Here is a 17497-nt window from a genome sequence, read left to right on the forward strand (position 1 = left end):
AATGGCCCCCGTCCCGAGCCAATCCACCATCCAGACGGTGCTGCGCGGATTTCTCCTGAAATACCTGCCCACTGGGGTTGAGGTAGTGACGGCGCAGGATAGCCGTGTGCCCGAGCCGGCCGGCGATTTCGTCACCATGAACACTATCCGGCGCGGCAGGCTCTCCACCAACGTTGACACATACCAGGATTGCGCCTTTGAGGCGTCGATCACTGATGCTGTGATGACTGTCACGCAGGTAGAGTTCGGCACCATCCTGGTCGGGGCAACCGTCTTCGGTACGCCGGTGGCGGATGGCACGCTGATCAGCGAGCAGACTGGCGGCACGCCCGGCGGTAACGGTACCTATACCGTGTCGCCATCGCAGATAGTGAGCGCGCAAGCGCTGGCGAGTGGCGCTGAGACCATCACGCAGCCGACGGAAGTGGTGATCCAGCTTGACGTGCACAGCGCCTCGGATGGTTCGGCCTCCGACATGGCGCAGACGATCGCCACCCTGATCCGCGATGAGCGGGCAACACGGTACTTCGCCGATGCCGGCTTGGATGGCGCGCCACTCTATGCCGACGATCCCAAGCAGGTTCCGTTCTTCAACGGCGAGCAGCAGTACGAAACCCGCTACGTGCTGGAAGTGCATATCCAGGCCAACCAGGCACTCAGCCTGTCGCAGCAATTTGCCGATCAGGCCGTGATCGACGTTTTCCCCGTCGAGGCGACCTTCCCGGTCTGACCCCTCAATCGAAACAGAAAGGACCTGGTCCATGACGACCATCCCGGCCTCGCAGCTTGTGAACGTGATTCCGAACGTTCTCAATGCGGGCGGCAACGCGCTCGTGATGAACGGCATCGTGCTGACCCAAAACACCCGCGTGCCGATCGGCGCGGTGCTGTCCTTCCCTAACGACGGTATCTCGGTGTCGAACTTCTTCGGCCCGTCCTCGGAAGAGGCAGAGATCGCAGCCGTCTATTTCAACGGCTACAACAACTCGACCCAGAAGCCGGCCACGATCCTGTTTTCGCAGTATCCCTCGGCAGCGGTCGCGGCCTATTTGCGCGGCGGCAAGGCCTCGCAGCTGTCGCTTCCCCAGCTCCAGGCGCTGAGCGGCACGCTGACCGTCATCATCGACGGCTATGCCCGCACCGCCGGCGCGCTTGACCTGTCGAGCGCGTCCAGCTTCTCGGCAGCGGCGGCGCTGATCCAGACGGGCCTGAATGCCAGCCTGCCGCAGCTTGCCTCGGTGACTGGCGCCATCGCCGCCGCTACGGCATCCGTGACCGGCTCGATCGCCGGCAACGTCCTCTATGTGACCGCCGTCGCCTCGGGCAAGCTGGTCAACGGCGCGGTGCTTTCAGGAACGGGCGTCACGGCCGGCACGCAGATCACCAGCCAGCTCTCGGGCACGCCCGGCGGCATCGGTGAATATGCGGTCTCGACCGAGCAGGTTGCCGCCAGCACGACGGTCGCCGCGACCTATGGCACGCTGACTGTCAGCGCGATCACCAGCGGCACGCTCTCGGTCGGCCAGACGCTTGGCGGCACCAATGTGACCGCCGGCACGCTCATCACGCAGCTCGGCACTGGCGAGGGCCTAACGGGCACCTATTTCGTCGACACCACGCAGACGGCGGCGAGCGCGACCGTGACGGCCTCGGCCACGCCTCTGGACGTCGCCTACGACTCGGTGTCGGGCGGCTTCATCATCACCTCGGGCACCACCGGCGCTGTCTCGTCGGCCGCCTTCGCCACCGGGACGGTTTCGGATGGCCTGTTCTTGACGCAGGCGACCGGCGCGGTGCTGTCGCAGGGCGCGGATGCCACGACGCCGGCGGCCTTCATGGGCGGCATCACCCAGCTCACCCAGAATTGGGCGACCTTCATGACGATCTTCGAGCCCGATGGCGGCGCGAACACGGCGCAGAAGCTCGCCTTTGCCGAGTGGGTCAACGACACCAACAAGCGCTATGCATATATCGCTTGGGACACCAACATCGTTCCGACCGAAGGTGCCAACGCTTCGTCGAGCTTCGGCAACATCGTCATGAGCGAAAACCTCGACGGTACCTGCGCGATCTACCAGCCTGCCGGTGGACCGACGACGCCCGCGCAGATCGCGGCCTTCATTTGCGGCTCGGCCGCCTCGATCGACTTTGAGCAGACCAATGGCCGCATCACCTTCGCCTTCCGTGGGCAGGGTGGGCTGGTGGCCGGCGTGACGTCGGCGGCGGTGGCGAACAATCTCTTCGCCAACGGCTATAATTTCTACGGCGCCTACGCGACGGCAGCGCAGCAGTTCCTGGAGTTCCAGAACGGCACGGTGTCGGGCGAGTTCGAATGGCTGGACAGCTACATCAACCAGATTTGGCTGAACAACCAGCTCCAGCTCGCCCTCATGGAGCTGCTCCAGAACATGAACTCGGTTCCCTACAACGCGGCTGGCTATGAGCTGATCAAGGCGGCTTGCCTCGACCCGATCAACCAGGCGCTGAATTTCGGTGCCATCCGCGCCGGCGTCACGCTGTCGGCGCTCCAGATCGCGCAGATCAACTCGGCAGCCGGCCTCACGGCGAGCGACACCCTCCAGCTGCAAGGCTGGTACCTCCAGGTGAAGGACGCCACTCCGCAGGTGCGCCAGGCCCGCCAGAGCCCGCCGATCAACTTCTGGTACATGGACGGCGAGTCCGTCCAGAAAATCGAGCTTACTTCGACGCTCGTCCAGTAAGCGGCAACAAATCCACCCGTCAGGAGCCAGATCATGTCGACCCTTACCGCCGCGAACGCGGTCATTACCCTTGCCGTGCCGAACCTCTTCCCGACCCCGGTGCAACTGCAAGGCTTCGCCGCCGACAACATCTACGACATGGACAGTGTCGACCAGGTCGAGACCGCCATGGGCGTGGACGGCATCCTGTCGGGCGGGTTTGTCTACAACCCGACCAACCAGACCTTCGTGTTGCAGGCCGACTCCCCGTCGATTGCCTTCTTCGAAACCTGGGCTGCCACGCAAATTCAGGCCAAGGACGTCTACACGGCCAATGGCTCGACGACGCTGCCGTCGCTCGGCCGGTCCTACATCTCCACCAAGGGCTTCCTGGTGAGCATGCCCCCGATGCCGGGGGCGGCGAAGATCCTCCAGCCGCGCCGTTTCGCGATCCGCTGGCAGAGCGTTCAAAGTGTCCCCAACTGAGGTAAGTCATGCGTAAAGAAATCGACGTCACCATCACCGACGAAGGCCGGGATGAGGGCAAGACCTTCCACATCAAGGAGATGGCGGCGACGCGCGCGGAGAAGTGGGCCATGCGCGCGCTTCTCGCCGTGGCGCGCTCCGGCGTCGAGCTTCCCGACGACTTTGCCGCCATGGGCATGCAGGGCATTGCCATCGTCGGCATCCGGGCGATCACCAAGATGGCCTTCGAGGATGCCGAGCCCCTGCTGGACGAGATGATGGAATGCGTCACCATCAAGCCCGATTCCCGCAACGCCCTCATTCAGCGCGGGCTTATCGATGGTGATGTCGAGGAGATCGCGACGCTGATCCAGCTGCGACAGGAGGTAATCAACCTTCACGTCGGTTTTTTTACAGCCGGCGGGAAGTCGAAATTGATCTCGACAGCGTCGCCGGAGTCCAGCTCCTCGAATACGGAAACGTCTCCCGGGCAATCGGTCAGGTTCTCTCAAAGGGGAAGACCTCGCTCCGGGAATTAGACGAATGGCTGTCGATCGAGGACGTCCACGACCTTCTCGAGGTGGCGATGGTCGACGCTCACAACATGATGCTGATGCGGAAAAGGGACGAGAATGCCAACGGTCATTGACAGCCTGATCGTCACGCTCGGCCTCGATCCCAAGAACTTCAACGATCAGCAGAAGAAGACGTCCGAGACCTGGCTCAAAACCGTTGCGGGCTTCCAAAAGGGCGGCAAACAGGTCGAGGAGAGTTCGAAGAAGGCGGCCGAGACGGTCAACCTGATCACGCGGCGCGTGCTCGAACTCTTCGCCGTCGTGACCGGCTCGCAGGCGCTGAGCGAGTTCGTGCGCAATATAACGAACGCCGACGCCTCGCTTGGCCGCTTTGCCTCCAGCCTTGGGGAATCGCCCCAGCGGCTGGCGGCTTGGGAGAACGCGGCCGACCGCTTCGGCGGCTCGGCCGATCAGACCGCGTCGACGCTGGAACGCGTCAACAAGCAGCTCTACAACCTCAACAAGAACGGCGAGGCGCTGCCGCGCGAATTCTCCCAGCTGCAAGCCTGGACCGGCATGAGGATCGACCCCAACCACGGGCTCGATCGCTACCTTTCCGATGTCGCCGCGGCTCTGCAACGGCTGCACCAGATCGACGCCGGCGCGGCTCACAACGTCGCGCAGGCGCTGGGCATCGACCCGGCCACCGAACAGCTCATGTACAAGATGGGCGCGGGCATAGACGCCTATCTCGACAAGCTCCAGAAGAGCCTGTCGCCGAGCAACGCGGCCATCGAATCCGCGCAGAAGCTCCAGGCCAGCTGGCAAGAGCTTCTCCAGAATATCATCGCGCTCGCCAACGCCATCTATGACAAGCTCGGCCCGGTCCTGGTCGATGCGGCGACGAAGATGACGAACTGGATCGAAAAGAACCAGGACTGGATCAAAACCGGCATCGTCGAGGCGGTGCAGAAATTCATCGACTTCCTCGAAAAGATCGACTGGAACGCCGTCGGCGCCGGCATGCAGAATTTCGCCAACGGGGCGAAGGACGTTGTCGACGGGCTCGGCGGCATCATCAAGACCACCGAGATCCTCTTCGGCTTGTGGGCCGGAGCCCGGTTCCTAAGCGTTCTCGCCAACATGCGCATGCTGGGTGGAATGCTACTCGGCGGCGGTGGCGGTGGCGGCGCGGCGGCAGCCGCTGGAGAAGGTGCGGCCGGCGCTGGGTTGATGGGGCTCATGGGCAAGCTGTCGCCCTTCCTGGCCATGCTTACGCTCTCTGGCGATACCCCGCAGGACAAAGGCAAGGGCGTCTATTACACCGATCGCGATCTCGACACGATCACGCAGATGAAGCATAGGGATCGCAGCGGTCCTCAGTCGCGCTTTCGCAATGGCCACGGTGCCGAAACCACGGTCGACGGCAAGCCCGTTTCGAGGGGCAACCCGCTCCCCGTCTCGATCTCCGACCAGAAAACCGACGGTGGCGGCTTCTGGAGCAACCTGGTGAGCGGCATCGGCGGCATGTTGAGCGCTGGCGCGCGCAACGCCTTCGGCACACCAGCCGCCGCCGGCGCGGGTGGCAATGCGGTCGGCGGCCCTCAGAGTGCCTCGCGTGGCACAAAGGGCTGGTGGACGCCGGAGCGGCAAGCGCAGGCTTACCAGACGCTCACGGCCGGCGGCCTGTCGGATGCCGGCGCGCGCGGTCTCGTGTCGCGCTGGATGAATGTCGAGGCGGCCGGCGGTCCTGGCACGGTCAACAGCATCGGCGCCACGGGCAACGCGCAATGGCTCGGCTCTCGCAAGGCGCGCCTGATGTCCTTTGCCAAGGCACGCGGCAAGAACTGGAACGACTTCGACACGCAGTTGCAGTTCTCGCTTTCCGAGCTGAACGGTTCGGAGAGTGCGGCCGGCCGCGCACTGCGCAACGCCAAGACCGACGCGCAGGGCGCAACCGGCGCATCGATGTACGAGCGCGCCGAGGGCTACAGCGCCTGGACCGGTTCGGACAACTTCACCGGCAAGACCTATCGCGGCATGCGCGGGATCAACACCGGCGCCAAGGCGGCGGCACTCTCGAACATCTCGAGCACGCACACCGCCACGACGTCGACCAGCTCGGTTGAGAACCACATCGGCAAGGTCGAGGTTCACTCGCAGGCGACCGACGCCAATGGCGTTGCCTCTGACATCAACGACGCGCTCAACCGGCGTCTCTTCACCGCACAGGCAAACAGTGGATTGGCGTGATGGCCGGCATTCTTGATCTTCTGACTCAGGATGCCTTCGGGTTGCTGGCCAGCGCTTTCGGCCAGCAGCCTTGGGGCATCTACTACGGCGGCGTGCCGGTGATCATCGCCGACAACGTGGTCGAGGTGCAGTATCGCCAGCAATGGTCGATCTCTGACTTCCCCGTCGAGCAGGGGGCCTTTGCCAGCTACGACAAGGTGCAAATCCCCTATGACGCGCGGCTGCGCTTCACGGCCGGCGGATCGGCGGCAAACCGCGCCGCCATGCTGGCCTCGATCGCGGCCATCGCCGGCGACACCAATCTTTACGATGTGGTGACGCCGGAGGCGGTCTATCTGTCCTGCAACTTCACGCACTACGACTACACCCGGCGCTCGAATGAGGGACTTGGGCTGTTGTCGGTCGATATCTGGCTGATCGAAGTGCGGCAGGCCGTCGGCGCCGCAATGTCGAACACGCAGGATCCGAGCGGCGCGTCTCAGGTCAACGGCGGTACCGTCCAGACGACGCCGGCGAGCACTGCGCAGCTGGCGCAATTCCAGACATCGTCTGGGCTGCCAGCCGGAGGCTTCTGATGGTCATCATCCCCCTGCAGGCGGTGCCAAATCAGGCTGTCGGCGTGACGCTGGGCGGCCAGGTCTCGCAGATCAGCCTCTATCAAAAGCAGCCGGGCCTGTTCATCGACCTCTACGTCGATAACGTGCTCGTGATCGGTGGCGTGATCTGCCAGAACCTCAACCGGATCGTGCGGTCGCTCTATCTCGGCTTCTCGGGCGATCTGCTCTTCATCGACAACCAGGGCGACACCGACCCGTATTTTACCGGGCTCGGCACGCGCTACAGCCTCGCCTACGTGTCGGCGGCCGAGCTTCCACCTGGTGTGGGTTAGTTGCCGGCGTGCTGGAGCGCGTCCACGGCGATGACCTTTAAGTCGCCGATGCACTGGTCTTCGGAGCGGCGGGCCTCTTCGCAGTAGTGCATGTATCCCGAGGCCACGACGTCGCAGGAATTGTCGACCAGCGAGGCGGCGGGATCGTCTCCCAGGACCGTGATCTGATGCAGCTTGTCCCTGAATTGAAGCGCGGCGTCACGGTAGCATTTGCCGACGTTCGTCGCGTTCAACATCAGGTTGTCCATCGTGTTGCTGGCGCTGGCCGGCAAGCACGATGCGATGAAAAGTCCAAGCACCAGATATCGCCTCAAGATCGTTCCTCCCATAGGGCGTAACCCAATATGGCATTCAGCCAGAAGCGAATTTCCGTCGAGTTCGAGCTGGCCAATGGCCAGTTTGAGGGCGGCGGAAACACCGCAGAGGTCTCCGGACTACGCGTCTCCTGCAACATCGTCAACGCGGGGCAGGGTTCGGGGCAAGCGGAAATCTCGATCTGGGGCCTGCCGCTGGCCGTCATGAACCAGCTATCCACCGTCGGTTCACAGTATCTCCAGATGTACAAGAACGGCATTTCGGTCCTCGCCGGAGACGACGAGACCGGCCAGAATGTCGTGTGGACCGGGGCCATCGTTTACGCCTACGTCGATGCGCAGGCGATGCCTGACGTGTGCTTTCGGATCAGCTCGCTTCCCGGCGTGTTCCATGCCGCAAAGCCGATCCCGCCGCTCTCCATCAAGGGCTCGGGCGACGCCTCGCAGATGATGCAGAGCCTGGCCGGGCAGATGGGCTTCGCGTTCGAGGACGCCGGCGTCAAGGTCAAGTTCGCCAACCCGTACTATCCCGGCACGGCTTGGACGCAGGCGCTGGCGATCGCCCGCGACGGCGCTTTCGACGTCGGCTTCGATCGGGGCACGATGGTGATCACGCCGGCCGGCAAGTCGCGGCAAGGCGACGCCATCCTGATCTCGGCCAAGACCGGCATGGTCGGCTACCCCTTCTTCCAGCAGGCCTTTGTCCTGGTGAAGGCGCTCTACAACCCGGCCGTGAAGTATCAGGGCAAGGTGCAAATCCAGAGCGACCTGACGCCCGCCAACGGCACGTGGAAGGTCAACCGCCTCGAGTATCAGTTGGAGTCGATGATGCCGCACGGGAAGTGGTTCATGATGCTCGAATGCATCGCCACCGATGCCTCGGCGCCGGCATGAGCGAGCAGGGCTATTTCGGTCAGCAGACCACATCGGACGACACCAGCGAGATCAACCGGCTGCGCTTCCTCATCCGCCAGGAGCTGGCGCAGACGCGATCCAATATCCCGGTCAAGGTTATCGCGGTGCATGGCGGTGGCGTCGGCGCGCCGCCCACCATCGACGTACAGCCGCTGATCAATCAGACCGACGGGCAGGGCAACCAGACGCCCCACGGCATCATCTACGGCATCGCCACGGTGCGAAATCAGGGCGGGACGAACGGCATCATCAACGACCCGAAGGTCGGCGATATCGGCCACATGTCCATCATGGACCGGGATATCTCGGCGCTGAAAGCCAATGCCGGAGCGCAGTCGAACCCCGGCAGCTTCCGGCGCGGCAGCATGTCAGACGGCGTCTACACGGGCACCATCGTCAATCCCGCCAACCAGGACCAAGCCGTCCAGTTCACCGAGACCGGCATCAAGCTCTTCGACAAGAACGGCCAGATCATCGAGTTCGCGGCCGGCTCCATCACCGTCACGACGGCAGAGCTGCGCGTGACGGGAGACGTCATCGCAGGTGCCGGCGGGGCCAACATCAGCCTCCTCAATCATATCCACACCGGCGTCGAGCCGGGTGGCGGGACGTCGGGGCCACCGGAGCCCGGAACCTGATGAAAACGCTTCTCCTGACCACGGACACCTGGGATTTGATGGTCGATCCCTCGGGCAATATCGGGGTGGCCGATCCCGCCTATTCGCTGGCGCAGGACGCCGCCAGCGCGATCAGGCTCTTTCAGGGCGAGCTTTACTACGACACCACCCAAGGCATTCCCTATTTCGAGCAGATCCTGGGGCAGGCGCCGGCGCTTTCGCTCATGAAGGCGTACTTCAATCGAGCCGCTCTCACGGTTCCCGGCGTCGTCTCGGCGCAAACCTTCATCCAGTCCTGGACCGATCGTACCGTTACCGGCCAAGTGCAGGTGAAGGACGCGGCCGGCAACATCAGCGCAGCGGGCTTCTAATCACATGGTCGACACCACGAACGTTCCGCCGCCGCAGTGGACGAACACCGGCTTCCTGATCCCCTCGGCCGCGGCGGTGCTCGCCGGCGTCACGGAGGACATCAACGAAGCTTTCGGCGGCGGGCTCAACCCGGCGCTCGACACGCCGCAGGGGCAGCTGGCCTCGAGCGAGACGGCGGTGATCGACGAGGTCAACTCGACCTTCCTCGCATTCACCAACCAGGTGGACCCGGCCTTCGCCAGCGGCCGCATGCAGGATGCGATCGCTCGCATCTATTTCATCGAGCGCAACCCGGCACAGCCGACCGTCGTGCAGGCGCTGTGCAATGGCCTGCCAGGCGTAACGATCCCGAGCGGCGCGCTGGCGCTGGCCGAGGATGGCAACCAGTATCTGTGCACGGAAGACGGCGTCATCGGTGCCGACGGCACTGTCACCTTGCCGTTTGAATGCCTCGTGGTCGGCCCGATCCCTTGCCCGGCCGACAGCCTCAACCAGATTTACCGGTCGATCCCCGGATGGGATTCCATCAACAACCCCGATGACGGCGTGCTGGGCAACAACGTCGAGGGCCGGGCCGCTTTCGAGGCGCGCCGCGCTGCCTCGGTCGCGTTGAATTCTCAAGGCTCGCTGCCTTCGGTCCTGGGGGCGGTGCTGGAGGTCTCCAACGTCATCGATGCGTATGTGACCGAGAACGACACCAACACGGTCCAGACCATTGGCGGCGTCTCGCTCTACGCCAACTCGCTCTATGTCTCGGTGGTGGGCGGCGATGCCGACGATATCGCAAGGGCGATCTGGACGCGCAAAGCGCCGGGCTGCGCCTACAACGGCAACACGACCATCACGATCTATGACGAGAGCCCCGGCTATGTCCCGCCTTACCCGGCCTATCGGGTGAGCTTCGAAATCCCCGATCCGCTGGCGATCCTGTTTTCCGTCAACCTCGTCAACTCGCACCTGGTGCCGTCGGACGCCGCGACGCAAATCCAGAATGCCATCATCGCCGCCTTTGCGGGGGGTGACGGCGGGCCGCGCGCCAAGATCGGGACTATGCTCTTCGCCAGCCGGTTCTACGCCCCTGTGGCGGCGCTGGGCTCCTGGGTGCAGATCATCTCGATCGAGATCGGCTCGACCAATGACCCGGCCGCCGTCTTCACGGGCCACATCGCCGGCACAACGCTGACAGTGTCGGCGGTGGCATCCGGCGCGCTGGCAGTGGGTCAGGTCATTTCCGACACGACGGGCGCGCTGACCGTGGGAACGACGATAACGGCGCTGGGCTCCGGGACCGGCGGCACTGGCACGTACACGGTCTCCAGCAACGGAACCGTGACCAGCGAGAGCATGATGGCGGCCGAGCCTAATCGCTTTGATATCGCCATCGACATCGACCAGGTGCCGACCATCTCGGCGAACGACATCATCGTAACCCTGAGCTGATCATGGCTGACACTGGACCTCCATATCCCAGGCCACCGGCCGGGATACCAAACGGTTTTGGTCAATTCGCGCTCGGGGTAAGCCCGGTCGGCGACTACCCGCCTTTCGACGTCTGGCAGACGGTCATCAGCCAGTATGCGAATTCGCCGGCGTTGACGGCGCTGATAGGGAACCTCTTTGCCTATCTCGACCAGACCGCCAACTTCGATGCGTTCTTCGACTACATCTGGAATATCGATACAGCGCAGGGCTACGGGCTCGACGTGTGGGGGCGCATCGTTGGCGTCAATCGCGTCCTGCTGGTCACGGCCGGCGACTGGTTCGGCTTCGAGGGTGCGAGCCCCGGCGCCGATCCCTTCGGGCAGGGCGCGTTCTATTCCGGCGCGCCGCTGACGGCGAATTTCGCGCTCTCGGACGAGGCTTACCGGCTGCTGATCCTTGAGAAGGCGGCGGCCAACATCACCAACGGCTCGATCCCGGCCATCAACCAGATCCTGCTGAGCCTCTTCCCCAACAGGGGCAACGCCTACGTCACGGAAGGCAGCGATGCCGGGACGTGGTTCGGCTTCCAGGAGGCGATCAACACGGTCGGCTTCAATCAGGCATCGTTCTACGCGGGATCGAACATCTCGACGATGACGATGACTTACACCTTCGCCTTCCAGCTCACCCCGGTCGAACTCGCGATCGTGCAGAATTCCGGCGTTTTGCCGAAGCCGACCGGCGTCAAAGCCAGCGTCGTCATCATCTAAGGACCCCACCTCCATGAAGATTTCTTCGATCCCGTCGAAGTTCGCTGTTGCTTGGGCATCGTCGGCCAGCCCGAGCTACATTCGCGCCATCCCGCTCGGCTCCCAGATAGGCATCACGGGCGGTGCCGCTTCGCTGACCGACGGCTTCCCGCCGCTCAACTTCCTGCCTGTCGGATCGGGCGGCATTCCGCCGTTCGGCCAGGACATGAACGGCATTCTCAAGCAGATCACGCAGTGGTCGCAGTGGCAGAACGCCGGCGGTCTCGTCACGTATGATCCGAGCTTTTCGACGGCGATCGGCGGCTATCCATTCGGTGCGCTGCTGGCGGGCACGACTGCCGGCGTCGCATGGCTCAGCACGGTCGACGACAACACGTCCGACCCCGATACCGGCGGCGCGAACTGGATCAACATCGGAGCCAAAGCCTCCTCCATCATGGTGGGCGTCGACACCGGCTCCGCGAACGTCGTCACGGCGAATGTGATCCCGGCGCCGGGTGCCTACGCCGATGGGCAGGTGTTCTTCATCCAGAAGGCCGCGTTCGACAACAACGGCGCGATGACGGGCAACATCGAGACGCTGGGCTCCCATCCCATCGTCAACATGGACGGGACCGCGCTGACGGCCAAGCAGTGGCCGGCAAGCGGTACCGGCATCCTCGAATACAACGCCGCGACGCCGGCGTTTCGCCTGCTCAACCCGGCCGTCACGGTGGCGGCCAATGCCGGTCTTTCGGCGACCGACCAGCAGGTTCTTTCCCTCAACATCCCGAGCTTGCCGGCGCCGACCGGCGCGCTTTCCTTGGGGGACAGCCTCCCGCTGCACGTCCTGTCTGACGGTGCCGACCGCGAGGTCACAATCGCGGCGCTCGCCGCAGCGTTCCCCGGCGCGATGAAGGCCATGCGCGTCATCGCGGCGAGTGGGACCTACACGCCGTCGGCCGGTGCCAAGAGCATGCTGGCCTTTGCCACCGGCGGCGGCGGCGCGGGTGGCGGCAACGCCACGGTAAACGGCTTCACTGGCGGCGGCGGAAGCGCGGGGGGAACGGGCATCTATTTCGGCCCGGTCTCTCAGCAGTCCGTCACGATCGGTGCCGGCGGCGTCCCCAATCCATCTTCCGGCAGCGACCTCGTCGGCGGTACCGGCGGCACCACCTCCTTTGGCGCTCTTGCCATCGGCACAGGTGGATCTGGCGGTTCTTCGTCGGGGACCAACTCGTTTGGAGCGGGCGGCCAGGCGGTGGGCACTGGAACGGCTGGAGCACTTTTGGTCCCAGGGCAGGGCGGCTCGCCCGGCTCGGGCCACGACGGCGGTTGCGGCGGCGGCTCGTTCTGGGGCGGCGGCGGCTTCGGTGGCTCAACGCCTTCGACCGGCGTCCAGGTGGCCGGCGGTCCCGGCTCTCTCGGCGGCGGCGGTGGCGGTGGCGACGGAGGCGGTGCCGGCGGTGCCGGCGGCACCGGCGTAATCGTCATCTTCGAATTCGAATGAGCCTTCGCGCCTTTCGCATCAGTCAATCAGACAAATCGGATGGGTTCTCATGGTGACGTTTAGCTATGGCGTGGTGCTGACGCCCGGCCAGTGGAGCCTGCTTTTCAATCAGAAGCAGAATGTGCTCGGCTACACCCCGGTCAACCGTGCCGGCGACACGATGCTTGGCCCGCTGGTCACGACCCCATCGAATGTGAACGGCGCCGGCTTTTCCATCCTGCCCGGCGTCGCTCCTGAAAATCCCGTCGACGGCATGTATTGGGCGACGATCGATGGCCTGTTTTATCAGATCGGCGGGGCGACAGTCGGCCCGTTCGGCACCGGCGATGTGGCCGGGCCCCCCACTTCCGTCGTCAACCGCATAGCCGTTTTCTCGACCACGGACGGCGCGGAGCTGGCCGACAGCGGCATCTCGCTTGGATCGCAAGCCGCCAATCTCCTGCTCGCCACCCCCGGCGCCGGAGCTGGAGCCCCGAGGTTCCGATTGATGGTGGGAGCTGATCTTCCCACGCCTCAGACCGTGGCGCTGGGCGGCGTGTTTTCGTCCACCGCTCCCACCCATAATTTCGCCACGGGCATCAACGCCAGCGGCTACCTGACATTCGCGCAGCCGGCGCTCGGCGACATCTCCGGTCTGGCCGCCAACATGGCGGCCTTTCTGGCCGCTGGCACGAGCGCGCAACTCGCAGCCACTATGGCCGACGAGACCGGGAGCGGTCCGCTGGTGTTCGCGACAAACCCGACCATTGCTCACGCTGCGGCCTCGACCGCCGTCACGCAGACGCCGGGAGACAACTCAACCCATCTGGCAACGACGGCCTATGTGCAGGCAGCGATCTACGCCACCACGACGCTGCCGGCCTGCCGACTGGCCACGACCACCGCGCTTGCGAGCGTTACCTATGCGAACGGAGCATCCGGCGTCGGTGCCACGCTCACGGCCTCTGCCAACGGCGCTTTGACGGTCGATGGCGTAGCCGCGAACGTCAACGATGTCATCCTGGTCAAGAACCAGGCGTCGACGTTCCAGAATGGTATCTACACGGTAACGGCGACCGGCAGCGCGGGCGCGCCTTTCGTCCTGACGCGTGCGACCTATTACAATCTCGCCGCCGAAATCGACCTTGGCGACCAGACCTTCGTGACGGGTGGAGCAACGCTCGGCGCCACGACCTTTGTGCAGAACGGCACAGAAAACCCGGTGATCGGCACCAATCCGATCACCTTTGCCCAGACTGCGGGCGTCGGTGCGTACACAGCCGGCAATGGCCTTACCCTCGTGGGCACGCAGTTCGCGATCGACCCGACGATCACCGTCGACAAGACCACGGCTCAGACGCTTTCCAACAAGACGCTGGCGAGCCCGGCAATGACCGGCATCCCGAGCGCGCCGACTCCGGCTCAGGGCAACAACTCCACGCAGATCGCCACCACGGCGTTTGTCGATCTCGCGGCTGCGGGCACCCTCATCAACGTCCAAGCCATTACCAGCTCGGGCACATACTCCCCCACTGCCGGTGCAACTCGGGGCATCGTCTTCGTCACAGGCGGTGGCGCTGGCGGAACAACCGGCACCGGCAGCGGCAGTGAAAGCGGCGGCGGTGCCGGCGGCACGACCCTGTTCTACATGGCCCCCCTGTCGGCCCAATCGGTTACGATCGGCGCGGGCGGCGGCGCTGGCGCCGCAGGCGGATCGTCTGCGTTCGGTACTATCACGGCTAACGGTGGTTCTGCCGCAGCCAGTCAGAACATCGGCGGTCGCGGTGGCGCGGCGAGCGGCACGGGCAATCTCAACCTGGCCGGCGGTGATGGTGCTTGTGGCACCAACGCGACCGGCAACTCCCAAGCCGGTGGCGGCGGCTCCAGTTATTGGGGCGGCGGCGGTTCGGGCGGACAGACTGTAAATGGCCACAGCGCCGGCGCTTCTGCTCAGGCATACGGTGCTGGCGGCGGTGGCGGCGCATATAGCGCAGGCGTTGGCGGCAACGGTGCCAACGGCGTCGTCGTCGTATTCGAATTCAAGTAAACAGGAGAACACCTATGCAGATGGTCGTCATCGACGCGAACAACAACGTCGTCAACATCATCGAGGCCGATGCCGAATTTGCACTGGACGGCTTCACGCTTGTCCCTTACGCGGCACCGGCATATATCGGCGGCCAGTATGTCGACAGCGCGTTCACCGCTCCTCCGGCGCCGGCCCCGGTCGTGCCTGACCAGGTGTCGGCCCGGCAGTTCCACCTCCAGCTCAGCGTTGCCGGCCTGCGCTCCCAGGTGCAGACCTGGATCGCTTCGCAGTCCGTCGAGGTGCAAGACGCCTTCGAATACAGCGGAAGCTTCGTGCGCAGCGAGCCCATGATGGCATCCGGCTTCGCAGCCCTTGGCTGCACCACGACGCAGATCGACGCCTTCTTCACGGCAGCCGCGCTGCTCTGATTTCCTGCTCTCCTCATTCCGAAACGCTGCCCCCTCGGGCGGAAAGGAACTGTTATGCGTCTCGTCCCCGACGTGCGCCGCGTGGTGCTGTTGTCTCTGAGCTTCTGGATGCAGGTGTTTGGCCTGGCCGTGCTCATCTTGCCGGAACTCTGGTACGGCTGGACCGGCCAGGACTATGATCCGAATGTCGCATGGTGGCTGGCCGTCGGCCTGCTGCTTGCCGGCATCATCGGCCGCATCTTCCAACAGGGCCTCTCCCCGTGGAAAGAATGGCTGCGCATCGCAGCCGTGGCGGCGATCATCTTTGCGCTGGCGCTGCTGCTCGCGTGGCCCTCCAGCGCGTCGGCCGCGACCGACAACACCGCGACCGAGGCGCAGACGCTTTCGATCGCGGTGCCCTTCATCGCCAAGGAAGAGGGCATGCGCAACCGCTCCTACCGGGATGCGGTCGGCATCTGGACGATCTGCTTTGGCTCGACGCGCGGCGTGCATGCCAACATGGTGATGACCGACGAGCAATGCATCGACCTTCTCAAGGTCGAGGTGGCCGAGCACCGGTCCGGACTGCATCGGTACTTTACACCCGTAACGATCACCACTCGGCTGCCGGCGACGCGTGATGCCGCTTACATCTCGCTCGCTTTCAACGTCGGCCCGGCCGGGGCAGGCAAGAGCACGGCGGTGCGCCGCCTCAACGCGGGCGACATCGTCGGCGGCTGCGGTGCAATCGCTTGGTTCGACAAGGCCGGCCATAGGGTGCTGCGCGGCCTGTTCGATCGCCGCCAGCGCGAGAAGAGCCTTTGCATCATCGGAGCCCACTGATGCGCGCCTGGCTGCTCCAAGCGTCTGCCGTCGCCGTCGGCGTCATGGTCGCCGGCGGCATCATTGGCGGCGTCGTCTGGATGCTGCTCGCGGTGTGATCGAACTCATCTCTTAAAGGATAGCTGAAATGCCAAAGCTCATCGCAGCCTACACTACGCTGGAGCCCATCTATCCCGGCTTCGCCAATGTCAGCCGCAACGACGACGGCTCCGTCGTCATCTATGTCAGGGGCAATCCTGAGGTCCGCACTGACAGCGGCTATATCTGCGGCTTCGCGGCCGACAAGGGCATGCCGGGCCGATGCACCCCCGGCGACGATGCCTGCAATAACTACTGCAACATGGCGCCTCAAAAGGGGCCGATGGTCGACCGGCCAGCGCCATGCACTCAAACCTCAGAGGGCAAGGCAGCGACCTTGCGGCTGATGGGCGACGAATGGGAGAAGCTCCTCGCGGGGCTTGCTGGCCAATGATCGCCGCTCTCTACGCCATCCCCTATGTCGGGCCGCTCCTCGCCTTCGCCACCTCGCGCTTCGGCCTGCCGATCGTCGTCGCCGGCGGCATCATCTTTTTCTACGAGGGCGTGCCGCTCGGTCCGCTGGCCGACATTTCCTACGTCGGTCCGGAGCTGGTCAATCTCGTCGGCGGTCGCGTCGGGCGGGAATATGCGGCCGGCGAAAAGGCCGAGGACGAGCTGTGGGAGGAGAAGATCAAGCTCGCCGGCATTGCGGAGGCGGCCGACATCAAGACGCGGCAGCAGGACATCGACGCCGCGGCACAAGCCTATATCGACAAGCAGCATCGCGACGCCGGCCGCATAGCCGACCTGGTGAGCGCGCAGAAGGACGAAGACAATGCACCGCCCGATCCGAAAAATCCTTCTGGCTGTAAGCCTGATGGCATCTCTGCAGGGGTGTCAGAGCGACTCGACGCAATCGGTCGGTAGCCTGGTGCCTCCTCCGGTCGTGCACGTCGATCCGAGCGTGACGCAGGAATGTCAGGGCGTCGTCGCTATCCCGCATCGTTCCATCTCGATCGAGGATGAGACGAAGCTGCACGCGGAAGATCGCCGCCGGCTGGGTGATTGCGTGCGGCTCGACCACGCCAAGGGCGACACCATCAAGGCGCTGGTTCAATGACTGGTGCAGTGCCTCAACGACTGCGAGAACTCGACCCGGAAACGATCCTCTGGCTCGATCGCCTCGACAGCAAGCAGCGCGAGGCCCTCATCTGGGCGGGCCGGCTCAACCCGGCGCAGCGCGAACGGCTCGACAAATTTCTTGATCTGGACGAGGATCACTTCTCGGCGGGCTTCGCGGTGGTGAAGCTCTGGACACGCCTGCGCTGGCTCGGCTCCACATCGATGTGGATCATTTTGACGGTTGCGGGGTTGTTACTGGCAGTGACCCAAATCATCGACCAGCTGAAGGGAACAAAGCCGTGAGGCTTCCGCGCACCTCATCCGACGTTCTTGCCGGCCTGATATTCCTCCTGGCCGGGGCTCTCGGTGTGTTGCTTTA

Annotated in this window: 21 protein-coding genes; 20 read left to right on the forward strand and 1 reads right to left on the reverse strand. The window is 64.3% G+C overall.

Going from position 1 to position 17497, the window contains the following annotated elements; all coding sequences use genetic code 11:
* Position 1: 1 nt before the first annotated feature.
* The 7 genes from NKI69_RS27440 to NKI69_RS27470 all read left to right on the forward strand — a co-directional run bounded on the left by NKI69_RS27440 (position 2) and on the right by NKI69_RS27470 (position 6821).
* On the forward strand, positions 2-730 hold the full coding sequence (locus NKI69_RS27440) for a phage neck terminator protein (protein ID WP_352722932.1): 729 nt from the start codon (positions 2-4) through the stop codon (positions 728-730).
* A 31-nt stretch (positions 731-761) separates the two neighbouring features.
* A complete protein-coding gene (locus NKI69_RS27445) occupies positions 762-2720 on the forward strand; it encodes a DUF3383 domain-containing protein (protein WP_352722933.1) in 1959 nt (652 codons plus the stop codon).
* Positions 2721-2753: 33 nt separating this feature from the next.
* A complete protein-coding gene (locus NKI69_RS27450; protein WP_224655066.1) occupies positions 2754-3185 on the forward strand; it encodes a phage tail fiber protein in 432 nt (143 codons plus the stop codon).
* Positions 3186-3193: 8 nt separating this feature from the next.
* Entirely contained in the window at positions 3194-3703 is a 510-nt protein-coding gene (locus tag NKI69_RS27455; RefSeq protein ID WP_352722934.1) for a hypothetical protein, read from the forward strand.
* A gap of 93 nt (positions 3704-3796) precedes the next feature.
* A complete protein-coding gene (locus NKI69_RS27460) occupies positions 3797-5932 on the forward strand; it encodes a phage tail tip lysozyme (protein WP_352722935.1) in 2136 nt (711 codons plus the stop codon).
* Entirely contained in the window at positions 5932-6507 is a 576-nt protein-coding gene (locus tag NKI69_RS27465) for a phage baseplate protein (protein ID WP_352722936.1), read from the forward strand. The genes NKI69_RS27460 and NKI69_RS27465 overlap by 1 nt, the downstream gene beginning before the upstream one ends.
* Positions 6507-6821, forward strand: coding sequence for a phage baseplate plug family protein (locus tag NKI69_RS27470; protein ID WP_352722937.1), 315 nt, complete (start codon positions 6507-6509; stop codon positions 6819-6821). The genes NKI69_RS27465 and NKI69_RS27470 overlap by 1 nt, the downstream gene beginning before the upstream one ends.
* Here the strand turns inward: NKI69_RS27470 and NKI69_RS27475 are convergent.
* On the reverse strand, positions 6818-7135 hold the full coding sequence (locus NKI69_RS27475; protein ID WP_352722938.1) for a hypothetical protein: 318 nt from the start codon (positions 7133-7135) through the stop codon (positions 6818-6820). The two genes, NKI69_RS27470 and NKI69_RS27475, sit on opposite strands and share 4 nt — an antisense overlap.
* 30 nt (positions 7136-7165) lie before the next feature.
* Between NKI69_RS27475 and NKI69_RS27480 the strand changes: the two genes are divergently transcribed.
* The 13 genes from NKI69_RS27480 (at position 7166) to NKI69_RS27540 (ending at position 17421) form a co-directional block, all read left to right on the forward strand.
* Positions 7166-8029 (forward strand): baseplate hub protein, encoded by an 864-nt coding sequence (locus NKI69_RS27480; RefSeq protein WP_352722939.1) that lies wholly within the window; start codon positions 7166-7168, stop codon positions 8027-8029.
* Positions 8026-8688, forward strand: coding sequence for a phage baseplate assembly protein (locus tag NKI69_RS27485; protein ID WP_352722940.1), 663 nt, complete (start codon positions 8026-8028; stop codon positions 8686-8688). Before NKI69_RS27480 ends, NKI69_RS27485 begins: the two co-directional genes overlap by 4 nt.
* Positions 8688-9038 carry a contractile injection system sheath initiator gene (locus NKI69_RS27490; RefSeq protein WP_352722941.1) on the forward strand — a complete coding sequence of 117 codons (351 nt, stop codon included), beginning with the start codon at positions 8688-8690 and terminating at the stop codon, positions 9036-9038. The genes NKI69_RS27485 and NKI69_RS27490 overlap by 1 nt, the downstream gene beginning before the upstream one ends.
* A 4-nt stretch (positions 9039-9042) precedes the next feature.
* Positions 9043-10479 (forward strand): baseplate J/gp47 family protein, encoded by a 1437-nt coding sequence (locus NKI69_RS27495; protein WP_352722942.1) that lies wholly within the window; start codon positions 9043-9045, stop codon positions 10477-10479.
* A 2-nt stretch (positions 10480-10481) separates the two neighbouring features.
* Entirely contained in the window at positions 10482-11231 is a 750-nt protein-coding gene (locus tag NKI69_RS27500) for a DUF2612 domain-containing protein (protein ID WP_352722943.1), read from the forward strand.
* Between the two features lie 13 nt (positions 11232-11244).
* Complete coding sequence (locus NKI69_RS27505) at positions 11245-12720, forward strand: hypothetical protein (RefSeq protein WP_352722944.1); 1476 nt, start codon at positions 11245-11247, stop codon at positions 12718-12720.
* 49 nt (positions 12721-12769) lie between these two features.
* Complete coding sequence (locus NKI69_RS27510; protein ID WP_352722945.1) at positions 12770-14746, forward strand: hypothetical protein; 1977 nt, start codon at positions 12770-12772, stop codon at positions 14744-14746.
* A gap of 14 nt (positions 14747-14760) precedes the next feature.
* Positions 14761-15156 carry a hypothetical protein gene (locus NKI69_RS27515; protein ID WP_352722946.1) on the forward strand — a complete coding sequence of 132 codons (396 nt, stop codon included), beginning with the start codon at positions 14761-14763 and terminating at the stop codon, positions 15154-15156.
* A 54-nt stretch (positions 15157-15210) separates the two neighbouring features.
* Positions 15211-15978: a lysozyme gene (locus NKI69_RS27520; protein WP_352722947.1), complete on the forward strand. Its 768-nt coding sequence runs from the start codon at positions 15211-15213 to the stop codon at positions 15976-15978.
* A gap of 127 nt (positions 15979-16105) precedes the next feature.
* On the forward strand, positions 16106-16450 hold the full coding sequence (locus NKI69_RS27525) for a hypothetical protein (RefSeq protein ID WP_352722948.1): 345 nt from the start codon (positions 16106-16108) through the stop codon (positions 16448-16450).
* Positions 16447-16923 carry a hypothetical protein gene (locus NKI69_RS27530; RefSeq protein ID WP_352722949.1) on the forward strand — a complete coding sequence of 159 codons (477 nt, stop codon included), beginning with the start codon at positions 16447-16449 and terminating at the stop codon, positions 16921-16923. Before NKI69_RS27525 ends, NKI69_RS27530 begins: the two co-directional genes overlap by 4 nt.
* 37 nt (positions 16924-16960) lie before the next feature.
* Positions 16961-17116 carry a hypothetical protein gene (locus NKI69_RS27535; RefSeq protein ID WP_352722950.1) on the forward strand — a complete coding sequence of 52 codons (156 nt, stop codon included), beginning with the start codon at positions 16961-16963 and terminating at the stop codon, positions 17114-17116.
* Positions 17113-17421: a hypothetical protein gene (locus tag NKI69_RS27540; RefSeq protein ID WP_352722951.1), complete on the forward strand. Its 309-nt coding sequence runs from the start codon at positions 17113-17115 to the stop codon at positions 17419-17421. Before NKI69_RS27535 ends, NKI69_RS27540 begins: the two co-directional genes overlap by 4 nt.
* Positions 17422-17497 lie beyond the last annotated feature (76 nt).

Source organism: Mesorhizobium sp. M0491, from assembly GCF_040321265.1.
In the GTDB taxonomy this organism is placed as follows: domain Bacteria; phylum Pseudomonadota; class Alphaproteobacteria; order Rhizobiales; family Rhizobiaceae; genus Mesorhizobium.

Bases quoted from the DNA above. Each gene is read 5' to 3' on its own strand.
- NKI69_RS27530 (WP_352722949.1), top strand. From the start codon at position 16,447: ATGATCGCCGCTCTCTACGCCATCCCCTATGTCGGGCCGCTCCTCGCC.
- NKI69_RS27525 (WP_352722948.1), top strand. From the start codon at position 16,106: ATGCCAAAGCTCATCGCAGCCTACACTACGCTGGAGCCCATCTATCCC.
- NKI69_RS27460 (WP_352722935.1), top strand. From the start codon at position 3,797: ATGCCAACGGTCATTGACAGCCTGATCGTCACGCTCGGCCTCGATCCC.
- NKI69_RS27455 (WP_352722934.1), top strand. From the start codon at position 3,194: ATGCGTAAAGAAATCGACGTCACCATCACCGACGAAGGCCGGGATGAG.
- NKI69_RS27490 (WP_352722941.1), top strand. From the start codon at position 8,688: ATGAAAACGCTTCTCCTGACCACGGACACCTGGGATTTGATGGTCGAT.
- NKI69_RS27510 (WP_352722945.1), top strand. From the start codon at position 12,770: ATGGTGACGTTTAGCTATGGCGTGGTGCTGACGCCCGGCCAGTGGAGC.
- NKI69_RS27515 (WP_352722946.1), top strand. From the start codon at position 14,761: ATGCAGATGGTCGTCATCGACGCGAACAACAACGTCGTCAACATCATC.
- NKI69_RS27495 (WP_352722942.1), top strand. From the start codon at position 9,043: ATGGTCGACACCACGAACGTTCCGCCGCCGCAGTGGACGAACACCGGC.
- NKI69_RS27505 (WP_352722944.1), top strand. From the start codon at position 11,245: ATGAAGATTTCTTCGATCCCGTCGAAGTTCGCTGTTGCTTGGGCATCG.
- NKI69_RS27445 (WP_352722933.1), top strand. From the start codon at position 762: ATGACGACCATCCCGGCCTCGCAGCTTGTGAACGTGATTCCGAACGTT.
- NKI69_RS27450 (WP_224655066.1), top strand. From the start codon at position 2,754: ATGTCGACCCTTACCGCCGCGAACGCGGTCATTACCCTTGCCGTGCCG.
- NKI69_RS27465 (WP_352722936.1), top strand. From the start codon at position 5,932: ATGGCCGGCATTCTTGATCTTCTGACTCAGGATGCCTTCGGGTTGCTG.
- NKI69_RS27440 (WP_352722932.1), top strand. From the start codon at position 2: ATGGCCCCCGTCCCGAGCCAATCCACCATCCAGACGGTGCTGCGCGGA.
- NKI69_RS27485 (WP_352722940.1), top strand. From the start codon at position 8,026: ATGAGCGAGCAGGGCTATTTCGGTCAGCAGACCACATCGGACGACACC.
- NKI69_RS27470 (WP_352722937.1), top strand. From the start codon at position 6,507: ATGGTCATCATCCCCCTGCAGGCGGTGCCAAATCAGGCTGTCGGCGTG.
- NKI69_RS27540 (WP_352722951.1), top strand. From the start codon at position 17,113: ATGACTGGTGCAGTGCCTCAACGACTGCGAGAACTCGACCCGGAAACG.
- NKI69_RS27480 (WP_352722939.1), top strand. From the start codon at position 7,166: ATGGCATTCAGCCAGAAGCGAATTTCCGTCGAGTTCGAGCTGGCCAAT.
- NKI69_RS27520 (WP_352722947.1), top strand. From the start codon at position 15,211: ATGCGTCTCGTCCCCGACGTGCGCCGCGTGGTGCTGTTGTCTCTGAGC.
- NKI69_RS27500 (WP_352722943.1), top strand. From the start codon at position 10,482: ATGGCTGACACTGGACCTCCATATCCCAGGCCACCGGCCGGGATACCA.